Origin of the sequence: Streptomyces sp. NPDC052299 (genome assembly GCF_040679335.1) — a bacterium.
Taxonomy (GTDB): Bacteria; Actinomycetota; Actinomycetes; order Streptomycetales; family Streptomycetaceae; genus Streptomyces.
Map to the genome: position 1 here is coordinate 98,580 of NZ_JBFAUP010000010.1, position 20,165 is coordinate 118,744.

Consider the following 20,165-nt stretch of genomic DNA (forward strand, 5'->3'; position numbering starts at 1 on the left):
GCCCTAGACCAGGAAGTAGAGGTGGTTCAGGGGCAGCGTCTCGGCCGGGTCGATGGTGGCGACCTTGCCGTTGAGCGTGACCTTGAACGTCTCCGGGTCGACCTGGACGTCCGGCAGGACGTCGTTGCGGACCATGTTGTGCTTGCCGATGGTGCGGGTGCGGCACACGGGCAGGATCTTGCGGTCCAGGCCGAGCCGCTCCGGCACGCCGGCGGCGATGCCCGCCTGCGACATGAACGTGGCGTGCGTGGCCTGGAGCGCCTTGCCGTACTGTCCGAACATCGGCCGGTAGGTGACCGGCTGCGGGGTGGGCAGCGAGGCGTTGGGGTCGCCCATCTGGGCCCAGGAGACCAGGCCGCCCTTGATGACCATCTTCGGCTTGGCGGCGAACGAGTGGATGGGCCAGAGCACGATGTCGGCGAGCTTCCCCTTCTCGATCGAGCCCACGTAGTCGGAGATGCCCGTGGCGATGGCCGGGTTGATGGTGATCTTCGCGAGGTAGCGCAGCACCCGCTGGTTGTCGTTGCGCTCCGAGTCGCCCTCCAGCACACCCAGCTTGTCCTTGCAGTGGTGCGCGGTCTGGAAGGCCCGGGTGACGGACTCGCCGATGCGGCCCATCGCCTGGGAGTCGGAGGAGAACATGCTGATCACACCGAGGTCGTGCAGCACCGACTCGGCGGCGATCGTCTCGGCCCGGACCCGGCTGTCCGCGAAGGAGACGTCCTCGGGGATGTCGCGGCTCAGGTGGTGGCAGACCATCACCATGTCAAGGAGTTCGTCCACCGAGTTCTTGGTGTACGGCAGCGTCGGGTTGGTGGAGGACGGCAGGACGTTGGGCTCGCCGGTCACGCGCAGGATGTCGGGGGCGTGGCCGCCGCCCGCGCCCTCGCTGTGGAAGGTGTGGATGGCGCGCCCGTCGATGGCGGAGCGGGTGTCCTCGAAGAACCCGCCCTCGTTCAGGCTGTCGGTGTGGATGGCCACCTGGACGTCGTGCTCGTCCGCGACGTTCAGCGCGTTGTCGATCACGGCCGGGGTGGAGCCCCAGTCCTCGTGCACCTTGAGCGCGCAGGCACCGGCGACGATCTGCTCCTCCAGGGCGCCCGGCAGACTGCCGTTGCCCTTGCCCATGATGCCGAGGTTGACCGGCAGCGTTTCGGCCGCCTGGAGGAGCAGGCCGATGTTGTACGGGCCCGGGGTGCAGGTGGTGCCGTTGGAGCCGTCCGTGGGGCCGGTGCCGCCGCCGATGAGGGTGGTGATGCCGTTGGTCAGCGCCTGTTCGGCCTGCTGCGGGGCGATCAGGTGCACATGGCTGTCGATGGCGCCCGCGGTGGCGATCAGGTGCTCGCCCGCGATGGCTTCCGTGCCGGGGCCGATGACCAGATCCGGGTCGACGTTGTTCTGGGTCTGCGGGTTGCCGGACTTGCCGATGCCGACGATGAAGCCGTCCTTGATGCCGATGTCGCACTTGACGACGCCGACCACCGGGTCGATGACGACCACGTTGGTGATGACGGTGTCGAGCGCACCCTGCGCGGCGGTGGCCTGCGGATCGGAGGCCATGCCGTCGCGCATGGTCTTGCCGCCGCCGTAGACGACCTCGTCGCCGTACAGGCCCTCGCTGTAGTCCTTCTCGACCTCGACGACGAGGTTGGTGTCAGCGAGGTAGAAGCGGTCACCGACCGTCGGACCGAACATGTCGGTGTACTGCTTGCGGGGCAGGATGGGCATCAGCGCGAACCCTTCTTCTTGTCCTTGGCGGCCTTGGAACCCTTGGACCCGTCCTTGCCGGAGCCCTTGGACCCCGTCTTGGAGCCGGTCCCGGCGGGCGCGTTCCGCGCGCCCTGGAAGCCGCGTTCGATGGCCTTGCGGACGGCTTCGACGCGTGCCGGGTGGGAGGCGAGGCTGCCGTTGAGCAGCCCGCTGAAGCCGGTGAGCCGGCCGGTTCCGGCGTACGCGCAGAGCTCCACCTCGCGCGTCCCGCCGGGCTCGAACCGTACGGAGGTGCCGGCGGCGATGTTGAGGTGTGTGCCGAGGGTCGCCTCGCGGTCGAAGGAGAGCGCCGAGTTCACCTCGAAGAAGTGGTAGTGCGAGCCGACCTGCACGGCCCGGTCGCCCGTGTTGCTCACGGTGACCTTGACCGTGCGCCGGCCCGCGTTGAGTTCGATGGGGTCGTCCCCGTACAGGTACTGCTGACGGAACGTCATGCGATGCTCCTGATGCCGAGGTCCGCCGCGGCGGACGGTTGGTGGTGGTGCCGGTGCCCGGTCCCGGGGCCGTGGTCGTGCGGATGTCCGTGCGCGTGGCCGTGGCCCTCGCCCGGTGGGTGGGTGTGCGCGTGGCCGTGGTGGTCGGCCGCCGCGAGGCCGGTCGTGATGCCGTCGTCGCCGTGCTCGTCCCAGCGCCGGGTCGCGTCGGCCACGCGCTCGTCCAGCACCCGGCGCAGCGCCGGGTCCGGCACGAGGGGGCCCGCGTCCGCCACCGGCACGGGCGCCGTGTCCCCCGGGTCCACGGCCGCGAACGAGGCGGGCAGCAGCGCCACGCGCTCCGCGCCGAGCAGGGCGCAGCGTCGGACGCCACCGGCCGGGTCGGGGTCGCCGCCGTCGAAGGCCACCTCGACCAGGTCGTGGCGCCCGTACCGGCGTACGAGGGCGGCCACGCGGTGGAGTTCGGCGTCCTCGAACGGGTCGCCGGACGGGGCGGCGACGAGGAGCGCGGAGCCGGCGGGCACCCGGCCGGCGGCGGCGCGCAGCCAGGCGACGAGGTGGTGCGCGGTGCCGAACGGCTCGGCGAGCAGCACGGCTCCCCGGGCGGCACCGGGAACGGCGCGCAGGGTGCGGGCGGTGTCCGCGACGAGCCCGGGTTCACGGCCGAGGGTCATCGGGACGACGACGACGCGCTCGCCCCCGCGCAGACGGGCGGCGACGGCGCGGAAGAGGGCGCGCCCGTTGGGGACGGCGTCCACGGCCGGACCGAGCCGTCCTTCCAGCGCCCGGCCGTACGCGGCTTCGTGACCGCAGACGGCGATGACGGCCGCGTTCCCGGCCACGGTCAGCCCCCGATGGGGTCGTGGACGGAGACCAGCTTGGTGCCGTCCACGAAGGACGCCTCGACCTGGAGGAGACCCAGCATCTCGCGCACCCCGGGCATGGTGGCGTCCTCGCCCACGATGTGGCGGCCCAGTTCCATGCAGTCCGCGACGCTCTTGCCGTCGCGGGCCGCTTCGAGGATCGCCTCGGTGATCAGCGCGACCGACTCGCTGTAGTTGAGCTTGAGACCGCGGTCCTGGCGCTTGCGGGCCAGGTCGGCCACGACGTACACGAGCAGTTTGTCGATCTCGCGGGGGGCGAGGTTCATCGTGGGTACCTTCCTCGGGATGTGCGGTGGGAGGGTTGCTTGACCCGGCTGCGGTCAGCTGCGGCGCAGGCGTGGCAGCAGGGGTACGGCCGCCAGCAGCGTCCAGGTGGTGAGGATGAACGGCCAGGTGAAGGTGTGGCCGCCGAACGGTTTGAAGAAGGAGGTCAGGCTGGCGGTGAGGCCGGTGCTGACCATCGCGCCGAAGATCGCGTAGGCCGCGGTCCAGGCGGTGTTGGCCATGAAGACGGCCCCGAGGCCGATGGCGACGAGCACCGCGTTGTAGCCGTAGATGCCGTTGGCGATCAGGTCGGTCGGGGCGCCGAGCAGCCAGGCGGCGACGATTCCGGCGATGCTGCCGGCGGCGGCGTAGAGCACGACGCGCAGCCCGGCCAGGGCGAGGCCGACGAGCATGATCAGTCCCACGTACCAGCTCTCGACCAGGAAGATCTGCGAGACGTTGTTGAAGAAGGCGTGCCAGAGGTCGTTCCAGGTGATCCCGGTGTCGCCGCTGGTCGTGCTGGAGACGGCCGCCGGGGCGCCGTGCCAGACCCGGTCGAAGGAGGGGGCCCCGACCACCATCACTCCGGAGACCAGGCAGAAGGGCGCGGTCATGGGTGACAGGTTGTACGGCGTGAGGAACGTGGCCAGGGTCGCCATGAGGATGACGCAGAGGACGGCACCCACGACGGTCAGCACGTAGGTGGCCGGGTGGTTGCCCAGCGAGGAGACGAGGGCGATGCCGGTGAGGCAGCCCGCGAACCCCTGCATGCCGAGTGCGATGCTCCCCCGGTCGACTGCCAGCGCGTAGGCGGCGGCCGTGGCGACGAGTGTCCCGATCGTCGCGAACAGGCCGGTCTGCCAGCCCGCCACCCACAGGCCGGCGAGGATGGCGGCGCCGGTGTACAGACTGGCCTGGAAGTCGACCTGCCCGACACCACGCAGTGACGCCAGGAGGAACGCGGACGGCTGGCGGCGCTCCAGCCTCCGGACCAGGTCCGGCTCGGCGAGGGACAAGGCGTGCTCCGGCGTCTCGATGGGGGGCGGGGTCGTGGCGCGGCGGATACACGTGGACATCCGTCATATGCCATGAAGTCATACAAAGTTGGGTTCTTCGCGCTGGGAGTGCTTCCGGTAGCCCACTCGGGTAGACCGCGGGGGCACGCCGTCGCCCCGTCTCCCGGCACCCGGCCGCCGTCCGTACGTTCGCGGGATGACCCAGAAGATGCGGTTGCACAGGCACAGCCACCCCGATCACCATCCGGGCGTACAGCTCCCGGTCGTGGTGGCCGTCGCGGTCGGCGGGGCCGCCGGGGCCTGCGCCCGGTACGCGGCCGAACGCCTGTGGCCGACCGGGACCTTCGCCTTCCCCTGGACGATCCTGCTGGTCAACACGGTGGGCTGTTTCCTGATGGGAATCCTGATGGTCACCCTGAAGCTGCGCTTCCCCGGGGCTCCCCGGCTGATCAGCCCGCTGCTCGGCACCGGCGTGCTCGGCGGCTTCACGTCGTTCTCGCACTACACGGACAACGTGCGGCAGCTGTTCGAGAACCATCAGCCCGGCTACGCGACCGGCTGCCTGGTGCTGACGGTGGCGGCGGCCCTGGCCGCCGTGACGGCGGGGGCGTTCGCGGCGCACTTCGCCTTCGGCCGGTCCTACGGCGCGCGGGACGAGGCGTCATGACCGACTGGCTGCTCGTCCTGGCCGGCGGTCTGGTGGGGGCACCGGTCCGCTATCTGCTCGGGGTGGACGCGAAGTTCCGCCTGCACAGCGTCTTCCCGTGGGGCACCTTCGCGGCCAACGCGGGCGCGGCGCTGATCCTCGGCTTCCTCGCGGAGGCGGCGACCGACGGCGACCTGGGGGCCCGGCTGAATCTGCTGCTGGCCACCGGATTCTGCGGGGCCCTGTCGACGTGGTCGACGTTCTCGTACGAACTGCTCACTCTCGGCTCGGCCCGTCGGCTCGGGCTGGCGGCGGCCTATCTGCTGCTCACCGTCGGCGCCGGGGTGGGGCTCTCCTTCGCCGGGGCCGCCGTGGCGCGCGCGGCGTTCTGAGGGACGGTGGAACGCGCTGTGGCCCGCCCCGGTGGGGGGCGGGCCACAGCGCGTGTCCGAGGGGTCAGTCGATGCCGGGCAGGATGTGCGGCTCGGCGAGGTCGTCCTCGTAGCCGGCCAGGCGGATCGGCGCGGATCTGGCCCAGACCTCGATGTTCTGGAGCTTGTCGCTGCCGCGTCCCGGCTTTCCGTGCCGTTCGGCCGGACGCTCCTCTTGCTTCGTCAATTCCGGTGTCGTCACCGCGCACTCCTTCGTGTCGCGTAGCCCCGGGCGTCGCCGACGCGCCGGTTCTCATTGCCGGGAATCAGCCGCCCATGCGGGGCAGGGGCAGGAACAGTTCGGTCGCGGTGGCGCCGGGTACGGGGCGGGACGGCGACTTGGTTGACAAGCCTGTCCCAGGACGGTCGAGGAGGGTTCGTGGACTCCTCGATGACGTCCGTTCACATCAGAGTAACCAAATGAGCGCGCCTGCGCTCGATGGAACGTGTGCCATGAGTCACTTTCAGCCACCGCGGACGGAAAAGACCCGGCCAGGAAATCATCCCCGCCGGGTCTCCGCACTCCGGGGCGACCGCCCCCGCTCCCCTACCAGTTGGCGGGGGCGTAGTCCTTCAGGAAGCAGCCGTACAGCGCCTCGCCGGCCTCGCCGCGCACGATGGGGTCGTAGACCCGGGCGGCGCCGTCGACGAGGTCGAGCGGGGCGTGGAAGCCCTCCTCCGCCAGCCGCATCTTGTCCGGGTGCGGGCGCTCGTCGGTGATCCAGCCGGTGTCGACGGCGGTCATCAGGATGCCGTCCTTCTCGAACATCTCCTGGGCGCTGGTGCGGGTCAGCATGTTCAGCGCGGCCTTGGCCATGTTGGTGTGCGGATGGCCCGCGCCCTTGTAGCCGCGCCCGAAGACGCCCTCCATCGCGGAGACGTTGACCACGTAGGAGTGCTTGGCCGCGGTCGCCGCCATGGCCGGGCGGAGCCGGCTGATCAGGATGAACGGCGCGGTCGAGTTGCAGAGCTGGACTTCCAGCAGCTCGATCGGCTCGACCTCGTCGACTGTCTGGATCCAGCTGTTGGTGTCGTGCAGGTCCGGGACCAGACCGCCCGCGTCGATCGCGGTGCCCGCGGCGATCCGGGCCGGCGACGCCGAACCGCTGACCAGGGCCAGGTCCGTGACCTCCTGCGCGCTCAACGCCTCCTTGCGCGCCGCGGGCAGGGCGGCGACCCGGTCGACGCTGCCGCTGCCGTAGGTGCCGATGACCTCCGCGGCGGGCAGCTCACCGGCGGGCAGCGGGGCGGACTCGGCGGCCAGCAGTTCGCTGTACGCCTGCGGGGAACGGCGGACCGTCTGGGCCGCGTTGTTGATCAGGATGTCGAGCGGGCCCTCGGCCGCCACCGAGTCGGCGAGCGCGACGACCTGGGCCGGGTCGCGCAGGTCGATGCCGACGATCTTCAGGCGGTGGATCCAGTCGTCGCTGTCCTCCATCGCCTTGAAGCGGCGGATCGCGTCGTTGGGGAAGCGCGTGGTGATCGTGGTGTGCGCCCCGTCACGCAGCAGCCGCAGCGCGATGTACATGCCGATCTTGGCGCGGCCGCCGGTGAGCAGCGCCCGGCGGCCCGTCAGGTCGGTGCGCGCGTCGCGGCGGGCCCGGTTCTCCCGGGCGCAGTCCTGGCAGAGCTGGTGGTAGAACGCGTCGACCTCGACGTACCGCGTCTTGCACACGTAGCAGGACCGGGGCCGCTGGAGGATGCCGGCGATCTCGCTCTTGGCGGACGAGGACGGCAGGACCCCCTGCGTCTCGTCGTCGATGCGCTCGGCCGAGCCGGTGGCGGTGGCCTCGGTCACCGCCTTGTCGTGCGCGGTCTTGGCGGCCCGGCGCTCCTGGCGGCGGCGCTGCTTCACGGTCCGGTAGATCCCGGCGGTGGCCCGGCGCACCGCGATGGCGTCCGGGTGGTCGACCTCGATGGTGTCGAGTTCGTCCAGCACGCTCAGGCAGACGGCGAGCCGCTCGGGGTCGATACCGGGACCGAATGTCTCGGTACCGGCCACGATCTCGGGGCCGTCCTCTGTCACCGTCATCGCCGTTCCTCTGTGCTCGTGCCGCCGGCCTCACCGGGGGCGTGGGGCTCGGTCAAGTTTGCCATGATCCGCACGCTGCTCCGATCGGGTGAGCGCGGCCCGGGCGGAAGGAGCGCGAAAAAGTTTCGCACCGGCTGTGCATGGCATCGCGAATCCGGGGCAGGCGGTGTGCGAAGCACTTGGCGACCAGCAGGAGGGGCCACACATCATGGCGACCACGACGGAGCAGACCGACGGAGTCCTCGTCGACGCGTGCACGCTCACCGCACAGGACGGTGCACCCCTCGGTGCGCGGACCGCGGAGCTGCCGTGGATCGAGGACACCGGAAAGGTCGCTCCCAAGGACGCCCGGGCCCTCTCGAAGATGTTCCTGGACCAGCTGCAGACGCTGGAGGAGGGCACGCACGAGTACCAGTACGCGCGCAACACCCTCATCGAGATGAACCTCTCGCTCGTGCGGTACGCCGCCTCGCGCTTCCGGAACCGCGGCGGTGACGACACCGAGGACATCATCCAGGTCGGCACCATCGGCCTGATCAAGGCCATCGACCGCTTCGACCTCTCGCGCGAGGTGGAGTTCGCCACATTCGCCGTCCCCTACATCGTCGGCGAGATCAAGCGCTTCTTCCGGGACACCACCTGGGCGGTGCACGTGCCGCGCCGCCTCCAGGAGCTGCGGGTCGATCTCGCGAAGGCGAAGGAGGCGCTGTCGGCGCGGCTGGACCGCGATCCGACCGTCGCCGAGCTGGCCGCCCACCTCGATCTCTCCGAGGAGGAGATCATCGAGGGCCTGGTCGCGGCCAACGGCTACTCGGCCGGTTCCATCGACACCCCGACCGCCGATACGGACTCCGGCAACGAGCAGCGGTCGCTGGCCGATGTGATCGGTGAGCCCGACCCCGGCATGGAGACCGTCGAGAACCTGCACACGCTGGCGCCGCTGCTGGAGCAGCTGGACGAGCGCGAGCGCCGGATCGTCCAGATGCGGTTCGGTGAGGAGATGACGCAGGCCCAGATCGGCGCGGAACTCGGGGTCTCGCAGATGCACGTGTCCCGGCTGCTCGCCCGTATCGTCAAGCGGCTGCGGGCGGGGATGTCAGTGGAGGCCTGACCCGCTCGAATCGGCCACACACCGACGGAGTGTGGCCCAAGACGATGTGAACGACGCCCGGCGGCAGATCGCCGGGCGTCGTTCACATATGCTGCGCAACACCGGCGGGCGGCCCGCCCGGTACCTAGAGAGAGTGAAACGTGGCTGAGATGCGCCTGGGCGCTGCGGCCCGACCTCCCGTCCCAGGGGCCTTCCCGGTCCAGGCGGCGTCCGAGGCGGACGATCGCGACTCCGTGTGGGACGTCGATGGCACCATCCTGCTGGTCGAGGACGACGCCGGCGACGCCCTGCTCGTGGAGGAGATGCTCGCCGACGGCGAGCTGGACCCGACGCTGACCTGGTGCAAGACCCTGTCCGAGGCACTGGCCTTCCTGCGGTCGCACCGCGCCCCCGTCTGCGTACTGCTCGACCTGCACCTGCCCGACGTGCACGGTCTGCGGGCCGTCACCCAGATCGTGGAGACGTCCCCCGACGCCGCGATCGTGGTGCTCACCGGCCTGGCCGAGTCCGACGCGGGGCTCGCCGCAGTGGCGACGGGCGCGCAGGACTACCTGATGAAGGGGTTGCTCGATCCGCAGGCCCTCGCTCGCGCGATCCGGTACGCGCTCCAGCGCAAGCAGGTCGAGCGGGCCGCCTCCGCGCTGCGCGCCAACCAGCTGATGGCGCAGGAGAACGCGCGCCTGGAACGCGGCCTGCTGCCCGTCCCCCTGCTGAACGACGACAGCTTCCAGGCCGTCGCCCGCTACGAGCCGGGCCGGGCCCACGGGCTGCTCAGCGGTGACTTCTACGACGTGGTCCAGACGCCGGACGGCACGGTGTGGGCGGTCATCGGCGACGTGTCGGGCCACGGCGCGGCGGAGGCGGCGCTCGGGGTGTGCCTGCGGGTCGCCTGGCGCACCGCCGTCCTGTGCGGCACCGACCCGCTGGAACAGCTCGGGCTCCTGGAGTCGATCCTGGTCGCCGAGCGCTCCGACCCCCACCTCTTCGCGACCGTCACCTCGCTGGCCTTCACGCCCGGCCGCGACCGCGTCCGCGTCATCCGGGCCGGCCACCCCGGGCTGCTGCTCCGGCACGGCGCTGAGGTCGACTGGGTGGAGCCCGAGGGCGGGATGGCGCTCGGGCTGCTGCCCGGGCACGGCCAGTGGTCGGTCACCGATGTGGAACTCGCGCCCGGCGCCGCACTTGTCCTGTTCACCGACGGCCTCTTCGAGGGGCGCACCGGACCGAACACCCGGCTGGGCGAGGAGGGGCTGCTCGACATGGCGCGGGACCGGGCCCGGCTCGCCGCCCGTCCGTTCGTGGACGCACTCGTGGCGGGCGCCTCGGAGGCGGCGGCCCCGCACGGGGGTCTCGCCGATGACGTCGCCGTCCTGCACCTCGGTTGGAGAAGCACCCCGCATGAGCAGTGAGATAACGGACCCGGGCGCGCAGGCGCCCGGCAGGTGGGCGCGGCTGTCCGTGCAGAACTGGGTCCATCTGATCCTGGGCGCCTTCGTCCTCGTGGTCTGCGCCTGCGTGGTCGCGGGCGGCCTGGTCCTGGCCGGCATCTCGGACCGGACCACCGAGCTGGTGGACCGCATCCAGCCCGCCCGCTCCGCCTCCTTCCAGCTCCAGAACGCGCTGCTGAACCAGGAGACGGGGGTGCGGGGCTACGTGCTGACCGGGGACGACTCGTTCCTGGAGCCGTTCGCCGCCGGCAAGAAGGAGGAGAAGGACCGGCTGGCCCGGGTGCGCTCCGCGATGGGCGGCGAGCAGCCGTACAGCCGCGACCTGGACCGGATCGCCGCCGCCGCCGCGGAGTGGCGCCGGGTGCACGCCGACCCGCTGATCGCCGATGTCCGGCGCGACGGCCCCGGGGCGCGCTCGACCGCCAGGACCGCCGAGAGCAAGGCCGCCTTCGACGAGCTGCGGCAGCTGTACGGGACCCAGCAGGCGCATCTCGACGCCGCCCGGGACCGGGCGCGCGGCGAGCTGGAGGACGCCCGCCACACCCGCGACCAGGTGCTGGCCGCCCTGCTGATCGTGTTCGCGCTCTGCGTGATCGCCCTCAGCGTGCTCCTCCAGCGCACCGTCGGGCGGCCGCTGAACGCGCTCGCCGCGGCGTCCCGGCGGGTCCTCTCCGGCAGCTTCCGCCGGCAGCGGATCGAGGTGCGCGGGCCCTCGGACGTACGGGCGGTGGCCGCCGCGGTCGAGGACATGCGCGGCCGACTGGTGGCGGAGCTGGACGCCGCGCGAGAGCGGGAGGACGTGCTGGCGCAGCAGACCGTGGAGCTGCGCAGGTCCAACTCGGAGCTGGAGCAGTTCGCGTACGTCGCCTCGCACGACCTCCAGGAGCCGCTGCGGAAGGTCGCCTCGTTCTGTCAGCTGCTGGACAAGCGGTACGGGAACGAGCTCGACGGCCGCGGCAAGCAGTACATCGACTTCGCCGTCGACGGGGCCAAGCGCATGCAGGTCCTCATCAACGACCTGCTGACCTTCTCCCGGGTCGGCCGGGTCCACGACAGATGGACGCCCGTCGAGCTCGACCATTCCCTGGACAGGGCGCTGGCCAACCTGGCGATGGTGATCGAGGAGTCGGGGGCCACGGTCGTCCGCGAGGCCCCGCTCCCCTCGGTCACCGGCGACCCCACCACGCTCGCGATGATCTGGCAGAACCTGATCGGGAACGCCGTGAAGTTCCGCCGTGCCGACGAGCCGTGCGTGATCACGGTCGGCTGCGAGCGGGAGGGCGACGACTGGCACTTCACGGTGGCCGACAACGGGATCGGCATCGCGCCGGAGTTCGCGGAGAAGGTCTTCGTGATCTTCCAGCGCCTGCACGCCCGTGACGAGTACGACGGGACGGGCATCGGCCTCGCCCTGTGCCGCAAGATCATCGAGTTCCACGGGGGCCGGATCTGGCTCGACGCCGAGTCCCGTGAGGGGGCGCGGGTCCACTTCTCGCTGCCCGCCGGCCCAGAACCGGAACCCGCCGAAACCCACGACACCGCATCCCCTGCGGAGACCTCCGGAGAGACCACGTGAACACCCCTGTAGAGCCCATCGAGGTCCTTCTCGTCGAGGACGACCCGGGCGACGAGCTGATGACCCGTGAGGCGTTCGAGGACAACAAGATCCGCAACACGCTCCACGTGGCCCGGGACGGCGAGGAGGCGCTCGACTTCCTGTACCGCCGGGGTGCCCACGCCGACGCACCCCGTCCCGACCTGATCCTGCTCGACCTGAACCTGCCGAAGTACGACGGCCGCCAGGTGCTGGAGCAGATCAAGCAGGACCCGGAGCTCGCGCTGATCCCCGTCGTCGTGCTCACGACGTCCTCCGCCGAGGAGGACATCCTGCGCAGCTACAAGCTGCACGCCAACGCCTATGTCACCAAGCCGGTCGACCTGGACCAGTTCATCGCGGCCGTCCGGCAGATCGACGACTTCTTCGTCACCGTGGTGCGGCTTCCCGGTCGCGCGTAATATTCGTCGGCGACGCATGGGAGTGGGATCTCCCGACGCGGGTACACGATCACAAGACAGAGGTCTGCGACCTCCCCGCTGCGCCCTGGCTGGAGCACATGAACGAACAGGCGATCTCCCCGCCGGACGACCCTCGGAGCTGTCCGCCCACGGAGACACTGCACAGCGCCGAGGTGTTCGACGGCGAGCCGGGGTGCATTTCCCAGGCGCGGGCACTGGCAGACCGCTTTCTCGGCCGGCTGGTGTCCGAGTGGATGGCGGTGCTCGGCACGCACACCCGCAACGACCTGATGCTGGCCGTGAGCGAGCTGGTCACCAACGCGGAGCGCTACAGCCACGGCCCGTATCTGCTGGAGCTCGAGGGCACGGCGGAGCGGATCAGCATCACGGTGTACGACAGCAGCAGCGCGCTGCCCGTTTTCTACGCCCCCGACCCGAGCCGCCTGGGCGGCCACGGCATGGAGATCGTGGTGGCCCTGTGCGACCGCGTCACGGCCGAGCGGGTGCCGGTCGGCAAGCGCATCCGGGCCGAGTTCACGCTGAGCAGCTGAGCCGGGGAGCACCTGGTCGGCAGCGCCCCGGCCCCGAGGGCTCAGCTCCCGGCGTCCGGCCGGCCGAACCAGTCGATGCACATGACCAGCGCGTCGTCGAGCGTGTCCGACGCCCGGTACTCGGCCAGTTCCCGCAGGACCGCGCCCGGCACGGCGGCCGCCGACAGCAGCCGGGTGGCGAGGACCGCCCTGGCCAGACCCCGCTCCGCGAACTTCTCGGCGGCCGGTGAGACCGCGTCGTACACCCCGTCGCTGACGAGCAGCAGCCGGTCTCCGGGGCGCACCTGGAGGTGCTGGACGGCGTACTGCGACTCCTCGAACATCCCCAGCGGGAGCTGGGCGTCCAGCGCCACCCTGGTGACCGTGCGGCCGCGCAGGCGCCACAGCTGCGGTGAGCCCGCGTCGACCGCCTCGACCGAGCCCGTGGCCAGGTCGAAGCGGAGCAGCAGGGTCGAGACATGGGCGGCGCCGCGGTGCTGCTCGTAGATGGCCTGGTCGGCCAGGGCCGCCTGGTCCGCGATGCCGATCCCGGCCCTTCTGGCGTTGCGCAGCGCGTTGACGGCGAGGTTGGTGAGCAGGGAGGCGCGGATGCCCTCCCCCATCCCGTTGGTCACGGCGACGCTGAGCTGGTCGCCTTCGGCCGCCCAGTCGAAGTTGTCGCCGTGGATGGCGTAGGCGGGTTCGAGCTGGGCGCCTATGGCGTACTCGGCGGCCACGAACGACCTGGCCGGGAGCAGCTGCCACTGCATCTCGGCGGCGAGGGTGAGGCGGGTGGTGCGCCGGACGCGCTGGTAGTGGTCGGTGTCCCGTTCGGCGACGACGATCTCGTGGCCGAGCAGGTCCGCGACGTGGGTGAGGTCGTCCGTGACCTGCGGGGTGGCGCGCGCGGAGGGGAGCCGGACGGTGAGGATGCCGAGGCGTTCGCCCCGGACGGTGACCGGGAAGTGGTGGTCGGCCGCGTCGTCGGAGCCGGTGCGGCCCTGGTGGGGGCGCTGGCTGCCGAAGGCTCGGCCCTGCGGGCTGTTGTTCAGGGAGAGCGGCCGGCCGGGACCGTCGCCGGCGTCGACCGGGTTGAGCACGGTCATTCCGTAGTCCGCCAGGAGGAGCTGCACCGAGAGCGCCCCGTACGACGTCGCGAGGGTCTCGCGCACCGTCTTCACCAGGGCATACGGCGGCGCCGCGCGTAGCGCTCGTTCGATATCCGTAGGGGCATTCACGCTCTTTCGCCCATTCTTCGGTGGCCAACGGGGGCGGAGCCAGGCTGACAGGAGCACGCTACGGGTGACAGAGTGGAAGAATGCCCCACCGCACCGGACTCCCTCACCGCCCTGAACAGGTGTCCGAGGACGTGTGCGCCGCGTCCGAACTTCTGGAGGTGTTGTGGGGACGTGGCCAGGAGGCCGCCGCCCGGGGAGTTGTCTCCCCTTCCCAGCTTCGCGCGCTCCTGGTCATCGAGCAGCAGGAGGGGAGCAATCTGCGCTCCCTGGGGGAAGCGCTCGGCTCGCGGGCCCCGTCGGTGAGCCGGCTGTGCGACCGGATGGAGGCCATGGGTCTGGTGCAGCGCGACCCGAGCCCGACGAGCCGCCGGGAGGTCGAGCTCCGGCTGACCCTTCAGGGCCGGGAGCTGCTGGAGGAGCACCGCGCGATCCGCACACGGGAACTGACCGCCGTGCTGGAGCGGATGCAGCCTTCCGAGGTGGCGGCTCTGGCCGTGGGGCTCGCCGCCTTCCGCTCGGCGGCATCGCAGCGGCTCACCGGGGAGCGGAGTACCGCCGCCCGGCTTCGCGACGATGTCGCGGACAGCGCCTAGCTTCATGCACGCCCCTGCTTCCGCGTTCCGAAGGCGCCGCTCGGACGGGCGCTCACGTTGATCGTTCGGTACAGATTGTTGCCCCACGAAGAATGTTGTCAAATGGCAACTGTTACTTTTATCGTTGAGCATTCCCGCCGCGAGCAGGGACGGAGCAGAATCGCACTGTCCGTCCGATCGCGGCGCTACCCCCCGCCGCCCAGTGCAACACGAGGTGAACGTGCTTCCACCGCCCAGTGCCGGCCGAGCCATGCAGATCGTCCCACGGCACGAACGTGGGGCGTTGGTGCTCGCGGTAACCGGTGACCTCGACATCGACAACGTGGCGCCCCTCGGCACCGCGCTGGAGAACGCGTCGCGGGAGGGTGCCGGGCCGGTCGTCGTCGACCTCTCGGACGTGAGTTTCGCCGACTCCACGACGGTGAACGTGCTGCTGCAGGGACAGACGGCGCTCGGTCCCCGGCTGCGGCTCGCCGCACCCTCGGTCTTCATGGAGCGGCTGATCTCCGTTCTGGGCCTGGACAGCGCGGTCCCGGTCTTCCCGAGCGTCGCCGAGGCGATCGACCCGCCGCTGCCCGCGTAGGCGGAGGCAAACGCCGAGCGCCCTTCTCCCCGCCGGCGGGGAGAAGGGCGCTCGGCCGTGTGGCGGCCCGGTCAGTCCAGGGCGGGCGGGGCGTCCTCGGGCGAGGTCCCCCACGCCGACGGCTCGTCGCCCACCGTGAAGGAGAGCGAGCGGGCCGAGCGGATGTCGTCCGTGGTCAGGTAGGTACGCGCCTGTGCCGCGCCGTCGAGCCGGGCGGACTGGATGTAGCGGTCGGCGTCCGAGGTGCCGGGGGCGCTGACGGTCAGCGCGCCGCGCGGGTAGTAGCGCCGGTCGAGCTTGATGTCGACGCGTTCGAAGGCGGGCGTGGACAGGCCCCAGGTGTCGGTGCCCGGCTGGACCGGGAAGACGCCGATGGACGAGAGCACCATCCAGGCTGACATGGTGCCGAGGTCGTCGTTGCCGGTCATGCCGGTCGGGCCGTTGGTGAAGAGCGTCAGGGCCGCGTGGACCACGTCGGTCGTCTTCCACGGCTGGCCGGTGGACAGGTAGGTGTACGGGGCGATGAGGTCGGGCTCGTTCTGCGGGTTGTACTTGTCGGCGTTGTAGTAGGCGTACGGGCCGTTCACCCACACCTCGCGGGCGGTCCTCGCCGGGTCGGCGAGGAGCTTGTCGTACGCGAAGAACGAGTCGAGGCGCTGGTTGGCGGCGTCCTTCCCGCCGATCAGGTCGACCATGCCGGGGATGTCCTGCGGGACCATCCACTGGTACTGCCACGACGTGCCCTCGTGGAAGCCCTCGCTCTCCGCCGGGTCGGCCGGGCCGGTGAACGCGCCGGAAGCGTCGCGGGCCCGGAAGAAGCCGGTCGAGGGGTCGAAGATCCGGCGGTAGTTCTGGGCGCGGGCCCCGTAGCGTGCCGCGTCGGCCTCGTGGCCGAGGTCGCGGGCCATCTCGGCGAGCATGCCGTCGGCGAGGGCGTACTCCAGGGTCGCGGAGGCACCGTGGTCGAAGTCGGAGTCACCGGGCTTCGCGTGCGGCCGGCCCTTGATGTAGGGGGCGAAGCCGTCCTTCAGGTACTGGACGTTGGCCTCGCGGCCCACGGGCGCGGAGTCGGTGGGCGGCACCCCGTCCGCGTTCTTCTTCAGGGCGCGGTACGCCTCCTCCTCGTACCCCTTCAGCAGGCCCTGCTGGTAGGCGTTGGTGAGGAAGGGGGTGACCGGGTCGCCGGTCATGATGTTGGTCTCGACCGTGCCGTAGCCCCACTTGGGCAGCCAGCCGCTCTCCGCGTCGATGCGCAGGACAGATATCGCCATGTCGCGGGATTCGCGCGGGGCGAGCAGCGAGAGCAGCTGGGCCTGGGTGCGGTACGTGTCCCAGAGCGACCAGTTCTGGTAGTAGGTGAACGTCCCGTGCGAGTCGACAGCCTTGTGCTTCTTCTGGTCCCAGCCGGTGTAGCGGCCGTCCACGTCGCTGCCCACGTTGGGCGCGAGGAAGGACCGGTAGAGGGAGGAGTAGAAGGTGCGGCGCAGTTCGTCGCTGCCGCCCTGGGCCTTCACGCCTTCGAGGCGGTCCTCCCAGGTGCGTTCGGCGGCGCGCAGCACGCCGTCGAAGTCGTGGCCGCCCTCGGCTCGGAGGTTGAGCGCGGCGCCCTTGGCGTCGACGTAGCTGAGGGCCGTGGTGGCCTCGACGGTGCGGTCCTCGGTGGTGTCGAACCTCAGCCAGGCACCGTTGCGGGCGTCGGTCGCCGTGGACTTCTTCGCACCGCTGACGGTGTCGCCGTTCCAGGTGCCGGAGGTGGTGAAGGGGCGGTCGAAGCGAGTGATCGTGTAGACCGTGTACGGCTTCGTGTCCTGGCAGAAGCCGCTGCCGGTGATGGCGGTCCGCACCGTGCGGTTGTCCAGGATCTCCACGTCGGACGAGAGCGTCCGGTGCAGTGACTGGCCCGCGTTGAGCAGGACGTTGGCCTTGTCCGTGGCGGGGAAGGTGTAGCGCTGGACGCCGGTGCGCCGCGTGGCCGTCAGCTCGGCCTCGATGCCGGTCTTGAGCCCGACCTTGTAGTAGCCGGGGCTCGCCTTCTCGTCGTCGTGGCTGAACTCCGCCGCGTACTTCGCGTAGTCGGTCTCCGTGACGTCGCCGGTGGTGGGCAGTGTCGGCAGGTCGCCGCCGAGCCCGCAGCCGACGCCGGAGAGGTGGACGGAGGAGAAGCCGCGGATGTGGTTCTCGCCGTAGTCGTAACCGGTGTTGTGACCGGTGTCCGGCGAGAGCTGCACCATGCCGAAGGGCACGGAGGCGCCGGGGTAGGTGTTGCCCTCGTTCTGGGTGCCGATGAACGGGTTGACCAGATCGGTCAGCCGGCCGTCGCTCCGGGGTGCGGCCTCGGCCGTGGCCCCGGGGAGGAGGACACCGCCCAGGAGCGCGGCGGCGGCGAGTACGGCCGCCGGGCCGCGCAGTCCCGGTCGTGGGGTCCGATGCATGGTGAGACTCCTTAGGACAACGTTGTCAGAGCGCGATCATTCTTGGATTCCGCCGTGACCGCGTCAAGGGGTCGGACGAACACCTCGCGTGTCGGTCCCGTGAAGGCCACCGCCCGGCAAGATCCTTCTGACGTCCGCCGCCGGGAGGACTACCGTCAAGAGGAGGACACCCGGACCACTGCCGTACTACCAAAGCAGTACGCCGGATCGCCGCCTCAGGGACGACGACGCGGCGGCTGCAAAAGGGGATCGTGGTGTACATGAGTTCCCTTGCGCTGTCCGTGCTCCTGTCGCTGGTCTCCGCGGTCGCCTACGCGGCCGGGGCGATCGTCCAGGAGCGCGTGGCCACGGCCTCCGACGGCCGCTCGCTCGCCCCGCTGCGCAACCGGGTCTGGTGGGCGGCCGTCACGCTCAACGGGCTGGGCGCCGTCCTGCACGTCGTGGCGCTGGCGTACGGCCCGCTGAGCCTCGTGCAGCCGCTGGGGGCGCTCACGATCGTCTTCGCGCTGCCGAAGGCCGCCCTGTTCGTACGCCGCAGGGCCGGGGCCACGGCCTGGCGCGGCGCGGTCATGGCGACGGTCGGTCTGGCCGGGCTGCTCGCGCTGACCGGCAGCTCCGACGCGCACAGCCTGGGGGCGCCGGAGCAGCTGATGCTGGCCCTGGTGACCTTCGGCGCGGTGGCGGCGCTGATCCTGCTCTCGCGGGCGATGCGCCGGCCGATGATGCGGAGCGTGGTGCTGGCCGGGGCGGCGGGCGTCGCGTTCGGCATCGCGTCGGTGTACACGAAGACCGTGGCCATGGAGTGGACGGCGGGCGCCGTGAAGTCCGGGCTGCTGCCCCTGCTGGTGATCGCGGCGCTGGCGGGCTCCGGGCTGCTGCTCTCCCAGGCGGCCTACCGGGGCGCGGGTCTGACGGCGCCGCTGGCCACGGTGACCGTCGTGAACCCGGTGGTGGCCGCGGCGGTGGGAATCACGCTGTTCGGCGAGCAGTTCCGGCACGGGGTCACGGGCACCGTGCTGGCCCTGGTGTGCGGGGCGGTCGCGGCCGGCGGGCTGATCATGCTGACCACGGAACGGATGACCTCGGAGCGGCTGGAGGCGCAGGCGCCGACGGCCGCCCTGGACGCCGGACCGGCCACCGTCCCCGCCCCGGGCGGGCCTCCCCCGGTGGACGAGGAGGCCGGGGATTTCGCCGGGCCCGCCGGACCACCGGCCCCGGCGGGCACCCCTCCCCGCACGGTGGAGCCGGTTCCGGCCGCCGGGGCCGGTCCAGGGGCGGCGGGTCCTCGGACGCCCCGCCCGGCGCTGCCCGTACGGATGCCGCTGGAGCGCCTGGGCGGCCGGGTGGAGTTCGGCCCGCCCCCGGGCGCCGCGCGCAGGAGCGCCGGGGAGGCCGGTGACAGCGGCGTTCAGACCTTGACGCCGCCGGCCCTGAGGTAGGCCAGCGGGTCGATGTCGGAGCCGTACTCGGGGCCGGTGCGGACCTCGAAGTGCAGGTGCGGCCCCGTGACGTTGCCGGTGGCGCCGGAGCGGGCGATCCGCTGGCCGCCGCCGACGTGCTGCCCGCCGCGCACGAGCAGCGACGACAGGTGCGCGTACTGGCTGTACTTGCCGTCACCGTGCCGGATGACCACCTGGTAGCCGTACGGCCCCGCCCAGCCCGCCGAGACGACGGTGCCCGCCGCCATCGCCTTCACGGAGGTGCCGGTGGGGACGGGGAAGTCGACGCCCGTGTGGTAGCCGCTGGACCAGGAACCGGCCTGGTGGTACGGGGTGCCGGTGCGGGCCGCGACGGGGGCGGTGAGCCCGGTGTGCGTCTGCGTCCTGTGGGTCTCGGTCCTGTGCGGCTGGGTCTTCTTCGGCTGCGGCTTGGTCTGCTGCTTCTGCTGCGGCTCGGCCTTCCGGGCGGGCTTCTGAACGGGCTTCGGCGTCGCCTTGGGCGCTGTCTTCGGGGCCGTCTTGGATGCCGTTTTCGGCTTCGCCTTCGGGGCCGTCCGGGGCGTTCCGGTGAGCGTCAGGCGCTGGCCGGGGAAGATGAGGTCCGGGTCGTCGCCGACGACCGTGCGGTTCGCCGCGTAGAGGCGCTGCCAGCCGCCCTGGAGGTGCTGGTCGTCCGCGATCCCGGAGAGCGAGTCGCCGGGGGTCACGGTGTACGACTCGCGCTTGCCCGGCACCGTGGTCGGCGTGGCCGGGGGTGTGGCCTTCTTGGCCTGCGCGGGGCGGGACGACAAGGACGCGTTGTCGGGCTTCTTCGGCGTCGCGACGCTCGCCCTGCGCTCGCTCTGCGGGCTGACGTCGGGCGTGGCGCCGCCCGCGGTCAGGCCCGCCTTCCCGGAGCAGACCGGCCAGGCGCCGGGTCCCTGGCCCTCCAGGACCTTCTCCGCGATGGCGATCTGCTGGTCCCTGGTGGCCAGGTCGGCGCGCGCCGCGTAGACCGTGCCGCCGTACGCCGCCCAGGTGGAACGGGTGAACTGGAGGCCGCCGAAGTAGCCGTTGCCGCTGTTGATGTGCCAGTTGCCGGTGGACTCGCAGGCGGCGACCTTCTCCCAGACGTCCGTGGACGCGGCTCCCGCCGAGGCGGCGGTGAGGAGTGGGAGGGCGAGGCCGGCGCCTCCTGCCGTGACGGTGAGCGAAGCCCTGTTGATGCGGCTCGGCTGGTATCTGCGGTGCCGTCCGTTCGCGGCCATGACTTGGCTCCCCCACTGGCTGTAGGACACGTCGCAAGCGGTCAACTTATG

20 protein-coding genes are annotated in these 20,165 nt (G+C 71.3%); 10 read left to right on the plus strand and 10 right to left on the minus strand.

The genetic code is table 11. The annotated features are described in order from the left end of the window. Positions 1-3: 3 nt before the first annotated feature. From ureC to AB0L33_RS18865, 5 genes are read right to left on the minus strand one after another with little or no spacing between them, the layout of a single operon-like run. Entirely contained in the window at positions 4-1,728 is a 1,725-nt protein-coding gene (ureC, locus tag AB0L33_RS18845; protein WP_365682738.1) for an urease subunit alpha, read from the minus strand. Beyond that, positions 1,728-2,204, minus strand: a complete 477-nt coding sequence (locus tag AB0L33_RS18850) for an urease subunit beta (RefSeq protein WP_365682740.1) — start codon at positions 2,202-2,204, stop codon at positions 1,728-1,730. The genes ureC and AB0L33_RS18850 overlap by 1 nt, the downstream gene beginning before the upstream one ends. After that, positions 2,201-3,046, minus strand: a complete 846-nt coding sequence (locus AB0L33_RS18855) for a cobalamin biosynthesis protein CbiX (RefSeq protein ID WP_365682742.1) — start codon at positions 3,044-3,046, stop codon at positions 2,201-2,203. The genes AB0L33_RS18850 and AB0L33_RS18855 overlap by 4 nt, the downstream gene beginning before the upstream one ends. A 2-nt stretch (positions 3,047-3,048) precedes the next feature. Next, the gene (locus tag AB0L33_RS18860; RefSeq protein ID WP_018523064.1) at positions 3,049-3,354 is read right to left on the minus strand and encodes an urease subunit gamma; all 306 of its coding nucleotides are present in this window, start codon (positions 3,352-3,354) and stop codon (positions 3,049-3,051) included. Positions 3,355-3,408: 54 nt separating this feature from the next. Next, entirely contained in the window at positions 3,409-4,368 is a 960-nt protein-coding gene (locus AB0L33_RS18865) for an urea transporter (protein ID WP_365683051.1), read from the minus strand. A 196-nt stretch (positions 4,369-4,564) separates the two neighbouring features. On the opposite strand from AB0L33_RS18865, the gene AB0L33_RS18870 reads away from it, so the two are divergent. Both AB0L33_RS18870 and AB0L33_RS18875 read left to right on the plus strand, forming a co-directional pair. Continuing rightward, complete coding sequence (locus tag AB0L33_RS18870) at positions 4,565-5,035, plus strand: CrcB family protein (RefSeq protein ID WP_365682744.1); 471 nt, start codon at positions 4,565-4,567, stop codon at positions 5,033-5,035. Continuing rightward, positions 5,032-5,406 carry a CrcB family protein gene (locus tag AB0L33_RS18875; protein WP_365682746.1) on the plus strand — a complete coding sequence of 125 codons (375 nt, stop codon included), beginning with the start codon at positions 5,032-5,034 and terminating at the stop codon, positions 5,404-5,406. Before AB0L33_RS18870 ends, AB0L33_RS18875 begins: the two co-directional genes overlap by 4 nt. A 64-nt stretch (positions 5,407-5,470) precedes the next feature. On the opposite strand, the gene AB0L33_RS18880 is transcribed toward AB0L33_RS18875, so the two are convergent. Beyond that, the gene (locus AB0L33_RS18880) at positions 5,471-5,647 is read right to left on the minus strand and encodes a hypothetical protein (protein ID WP_365682748.1); all 177 of its coding nucleotides are present in this window, start codon (positions 5,645-5,647) and stop codon (positions 5,471-5,473) included. A 345-nt stretch (positions 5,648-5,992) separates the two neighbouring features. Beyond that, on the minus strand, positions 5,993-7,477 hold the full coding sequence (locus AB0L33_RS18885) for an SDR family NAD(P)-dependent oxidoreductase (protein ID WP_365682749.1): 1,485 nt from the start codon (positions 7,475-7,477) through the stop codon (positions 5,993-5,995). 208 nt (positions 7,478-7,685) lie between these two features. Here AB0L33_RS18885 and AB0L33_RS18890 point away from each other — a divergent pair, with 208 nt between their 5' ends. The 5 genes from AB0L33_RS18890 to AB0L33_RS18910 all read left to right on the plus strand — a co-directional run bounded on the left by AB0L33_RS18890 (position 7,686) and on the right by AB0L33_RS18910 (position 12,603). Then, positions 7,686-8,588, plus strand: a complete 903-nt coding sequence (locus AB0L33_RS18890; RefSeq protein ID WP_365682751.1) for an RNA polymerase sigma factor SigF — start codon at positions 7,686-7,688, stop codon at positions 8,586-8,588. Positions 8,589-8,737: 149 nt separating this feature from the next. Beyond that, positions 8,738-9,997, plus strand: a complete 1,260-nt coding sequence (locus tag AB0L33_RS18895; RefSeq protein WP_365683053.1) for a SpoIIE family protein phosphatase — start codon at positions 8,738-8,740, stop codon at positions 9,995-9,997. Continuing rightward, positions 9,987-11,612 carry a CHASE3 domain-containing protein gene (locus AB0L33_RS18900; RefSeq protein WP_365682753.1) on the plus strand — a complete coding sequence of 542 codons (1,626 nt, stop codon included), beginning with the start codon at positions 9,987-9,989 and terminating at the stop codon, positions 11,610-11,612. The genes AB0L33_RS18895 and AB0L33_RS18900 overlap by 11 nt, the downstream gene beginning before the upstream one ends. Then, the gene (locus tag AB0L33_RS18905; protein WP_018099957.1) at positions 11,609-12,052 is read left to right on the plus strand and encodes a response regulator; all 444 of its coding nucleotides are present in this window, start codon (positions 11,609-11,611) and stop codon (positions 12,050-12,052) included. Before AB0L33_RS18900 ends, AB0L33_RS18905 begins: the two co-directional genes overlap by 4 nt. Before the next feature lie 98 nt (positions 12,053-12,150). Then, a complete protein-coding gene (locus AB0L33_RS18910; protein ID WP_365682755.1) occupies positions 12,151-12,603 on the plus strand; it encodes an ATP-binding protein in 453 nt (150 codons plus the stop codon). A gap of 41 nt (positions 12,604-12,644) precedes the next feature. Here AB0L33_RS18910 and AB0L33_RS18915 read toward each other — a convergent pair whose 3' ends face one another. Then, positions 12,645-13,820: a PP2C family protein-serine/threonine phosphatase gene (locus AB0L33_RS18915; RefSeq protein WP_365682757.1), complete on the minus strand. Its 1,176-nt coding sequence runs from the start codon at positions 13,818-13,820 to the stop codon at positions 12,645-12,647. 80 nt (positions 13,821-13,900) lie between these two features. Here AB0L33_RS18915 and AB0L33_RS18920 point away from each other — a divergent pair, with 80 nt between their 5' ends. Together AB0L33_RS18920 and AB0L33_RS18925 are read left to right on the plus strand one after the other, a co-directional pair. Then, the gene (locus AB0L33_RS18920) at positions 13,901-14,413 is read left to right on the plus strand and encodes a MarR family transcriptional regulator (protein WP_365682759.1); all 513 of its coding nucleotides are present in this window, start codon (positions 13,901-13,903) and stop codon (positions 14,411-14,413) included. A gap of 250 nt (positions 14,414-14,663) precedes the next feature. Next, positions 14,664-14,996 (plus strand): STAS domain-containing protein, encoded by a 333-nt coding sequence (locus AB0L33_RS18925; RefSeq protein WP_026171109.1) that lies wholly within the window; start codon positions 14,664-14,666, stop codon positions 14,994-14,996. A gap of 71 nt (positions 14,997-15,067) precedes the next feature. On the opposite strand, the gene AB0L33_RS18930 is transcribed toward AB0L33_RS18925, so the two are convergent. Continuing rightward, positions 15,068-17,428, minus strand: a complete 2,361-nt coding sequence (locus tag AB0L33_RS18930; protein ID WP_365682761.1) for a GH92 family glycosyl hydrolase — start codon at positions 17,426-17,428, stop codon at positions 15,068-15,070. Between the two features lie 251 nt (positions 17,429-17,679). Here AB0L33_RS18930 and AB0L33_RS18935 point away from each other — a divergent pair, with 251 nt between their 5' ends. Next, positions 17,680-18,867: a DMT family transporter gene (locus tag AB0L33_RS18935; RefSeq protein WP_365682763.1), complete on the plus strand. Its 1,188-nt coding sequence runs from the start codon at positions 17,680-17,682 to the stop codon at positions 18,865-18,867. Here the strand turns inward: AB0L33_RS18935 and AB0L33_RS18940 are convergent. Beyond that, positions 18,837-20,114 (minus strand): transglycosylase family protein, encoded by a 1,278-nt coding sequence (locus AB0L33_RS18940; protein ID WP_365682765.1) that lies wholly within the window; start codon positions 20,112-20,114, stop codon positions 18,837-18,839. The genes AB0L33_RS18935 and AB0L33_RS18940 overlap by 31 nt on opposite strands. Positions 20,115-20,165 lie beyond the last annotated feature (51 nt).

What these genes read in the sequence shown, in the direction of transcription:
- AB0L33_RS18920 (WP_365682759.1), top strand. Translation starts at nt 13,901, where the DNA reads ATGCCCCACCGCACCGGACTCCCTCACCGCCCTGAACAGGTGTCCGAG.
- AB0L33_RS18900 (WP_365682753.1), top strand. Translation starts at nt 9,987, where the DNA reads ATGAGCAGTGAGATAACGGACCCGGGCGCGCAGGCGCCCGGCAGGTGG.
- AB0L33_RS18875 (WP_365682746.1), top strand. Translation starts at nt 5,032, where the DNA reads ATGACCGACTGGCTGCTCGTCCTGGCCGGCGGTCTGGTGGGGGCACCG.
- AB0L33_RS18870 (WP_365682744.1), top strand. Translation starts at nt 4,565, where the DNA reads ATGACCCAGAAGATGCGGTTGCACAGGCACAGCCACCCCGATCACCAT.
- AB0L33_RS18910 (WP_365682755.1), top strand. Translation starts at nt 12,151, where the DNA reads ATGAACGAACAGGCGATCTCCCCGCCGGACGACCCTCGGAGCTGTCCG.
- AB0L33_RS18850 (WP_365682740.1), bottom strand. Translation starts at nt 2,204, where the DNA reads ATGACGTTCCGTCAGCAGTACCTGTACGGGGACGACCCCATCGAACTC.
- AB0L33_RS18895 (WP_365683053.1), top strand. Translation starts at nt 8,738, where the DNA reads ATGCGCCTGGGCGCTGCGGCCCGACCTCCCGTCCCAGGGGCCTTCCCG.
- AB0L33_RS18925 (WP_026171109.1), top strand. Translation starts at nt 14,664, where the DNA reads ATGCAGATCGTCCCACGGCACGAACGTGGGGCGTTGGTGCTCGCGGTA.
- AB0L33_RS18940 (WP_365682765.1), bottom strand. Translation starts at nt 20,114, where the DNA reads ATGGCCGCGAACGGACGGCACCGCAGATACCAGCCGAGCCGCATCAAC.
- AB0L33_RS18890 (WP_365682751.1), top strand. Translation starts at nt 7,686, where the DNA reads ATGGCGACCACGACGGAGCAGACCGACGGAGTCCTCGTCGACGCGTGC.
- AB0L33_RS18860 (WP_018523064.1), bottom strand. Translation starts at nt 3,354, where the DNA reads ATGAACCTCGCCCCCCGCGAGATCGACAAACTGCTCGTGTACGTCGTG.
- AB0L33_RS18930 (WP_365682761.1), bottom strand. Translation starts at nt 17,428, where the DNA reads ATGCATCGGACCCCACGACCGGGACTGCGCGGCCCGGCGGCCGTACTC.
- AB0L33_RS18885 (WP_365682749.1), bottom strand. Translation starts at nt 7,477, where the DNA reads ATGACGGTGACAGAGGACGGCCCCGAGATCGTGGCCGGTACCGAGACA.
- ureC (WP_365682738.1), bottom strand. Translation starts at nt 1,728, where the DNA reads ATGCCCATCCTGCCCCGCAAGCAGTACACCGACATGTTCGGTCCGACG.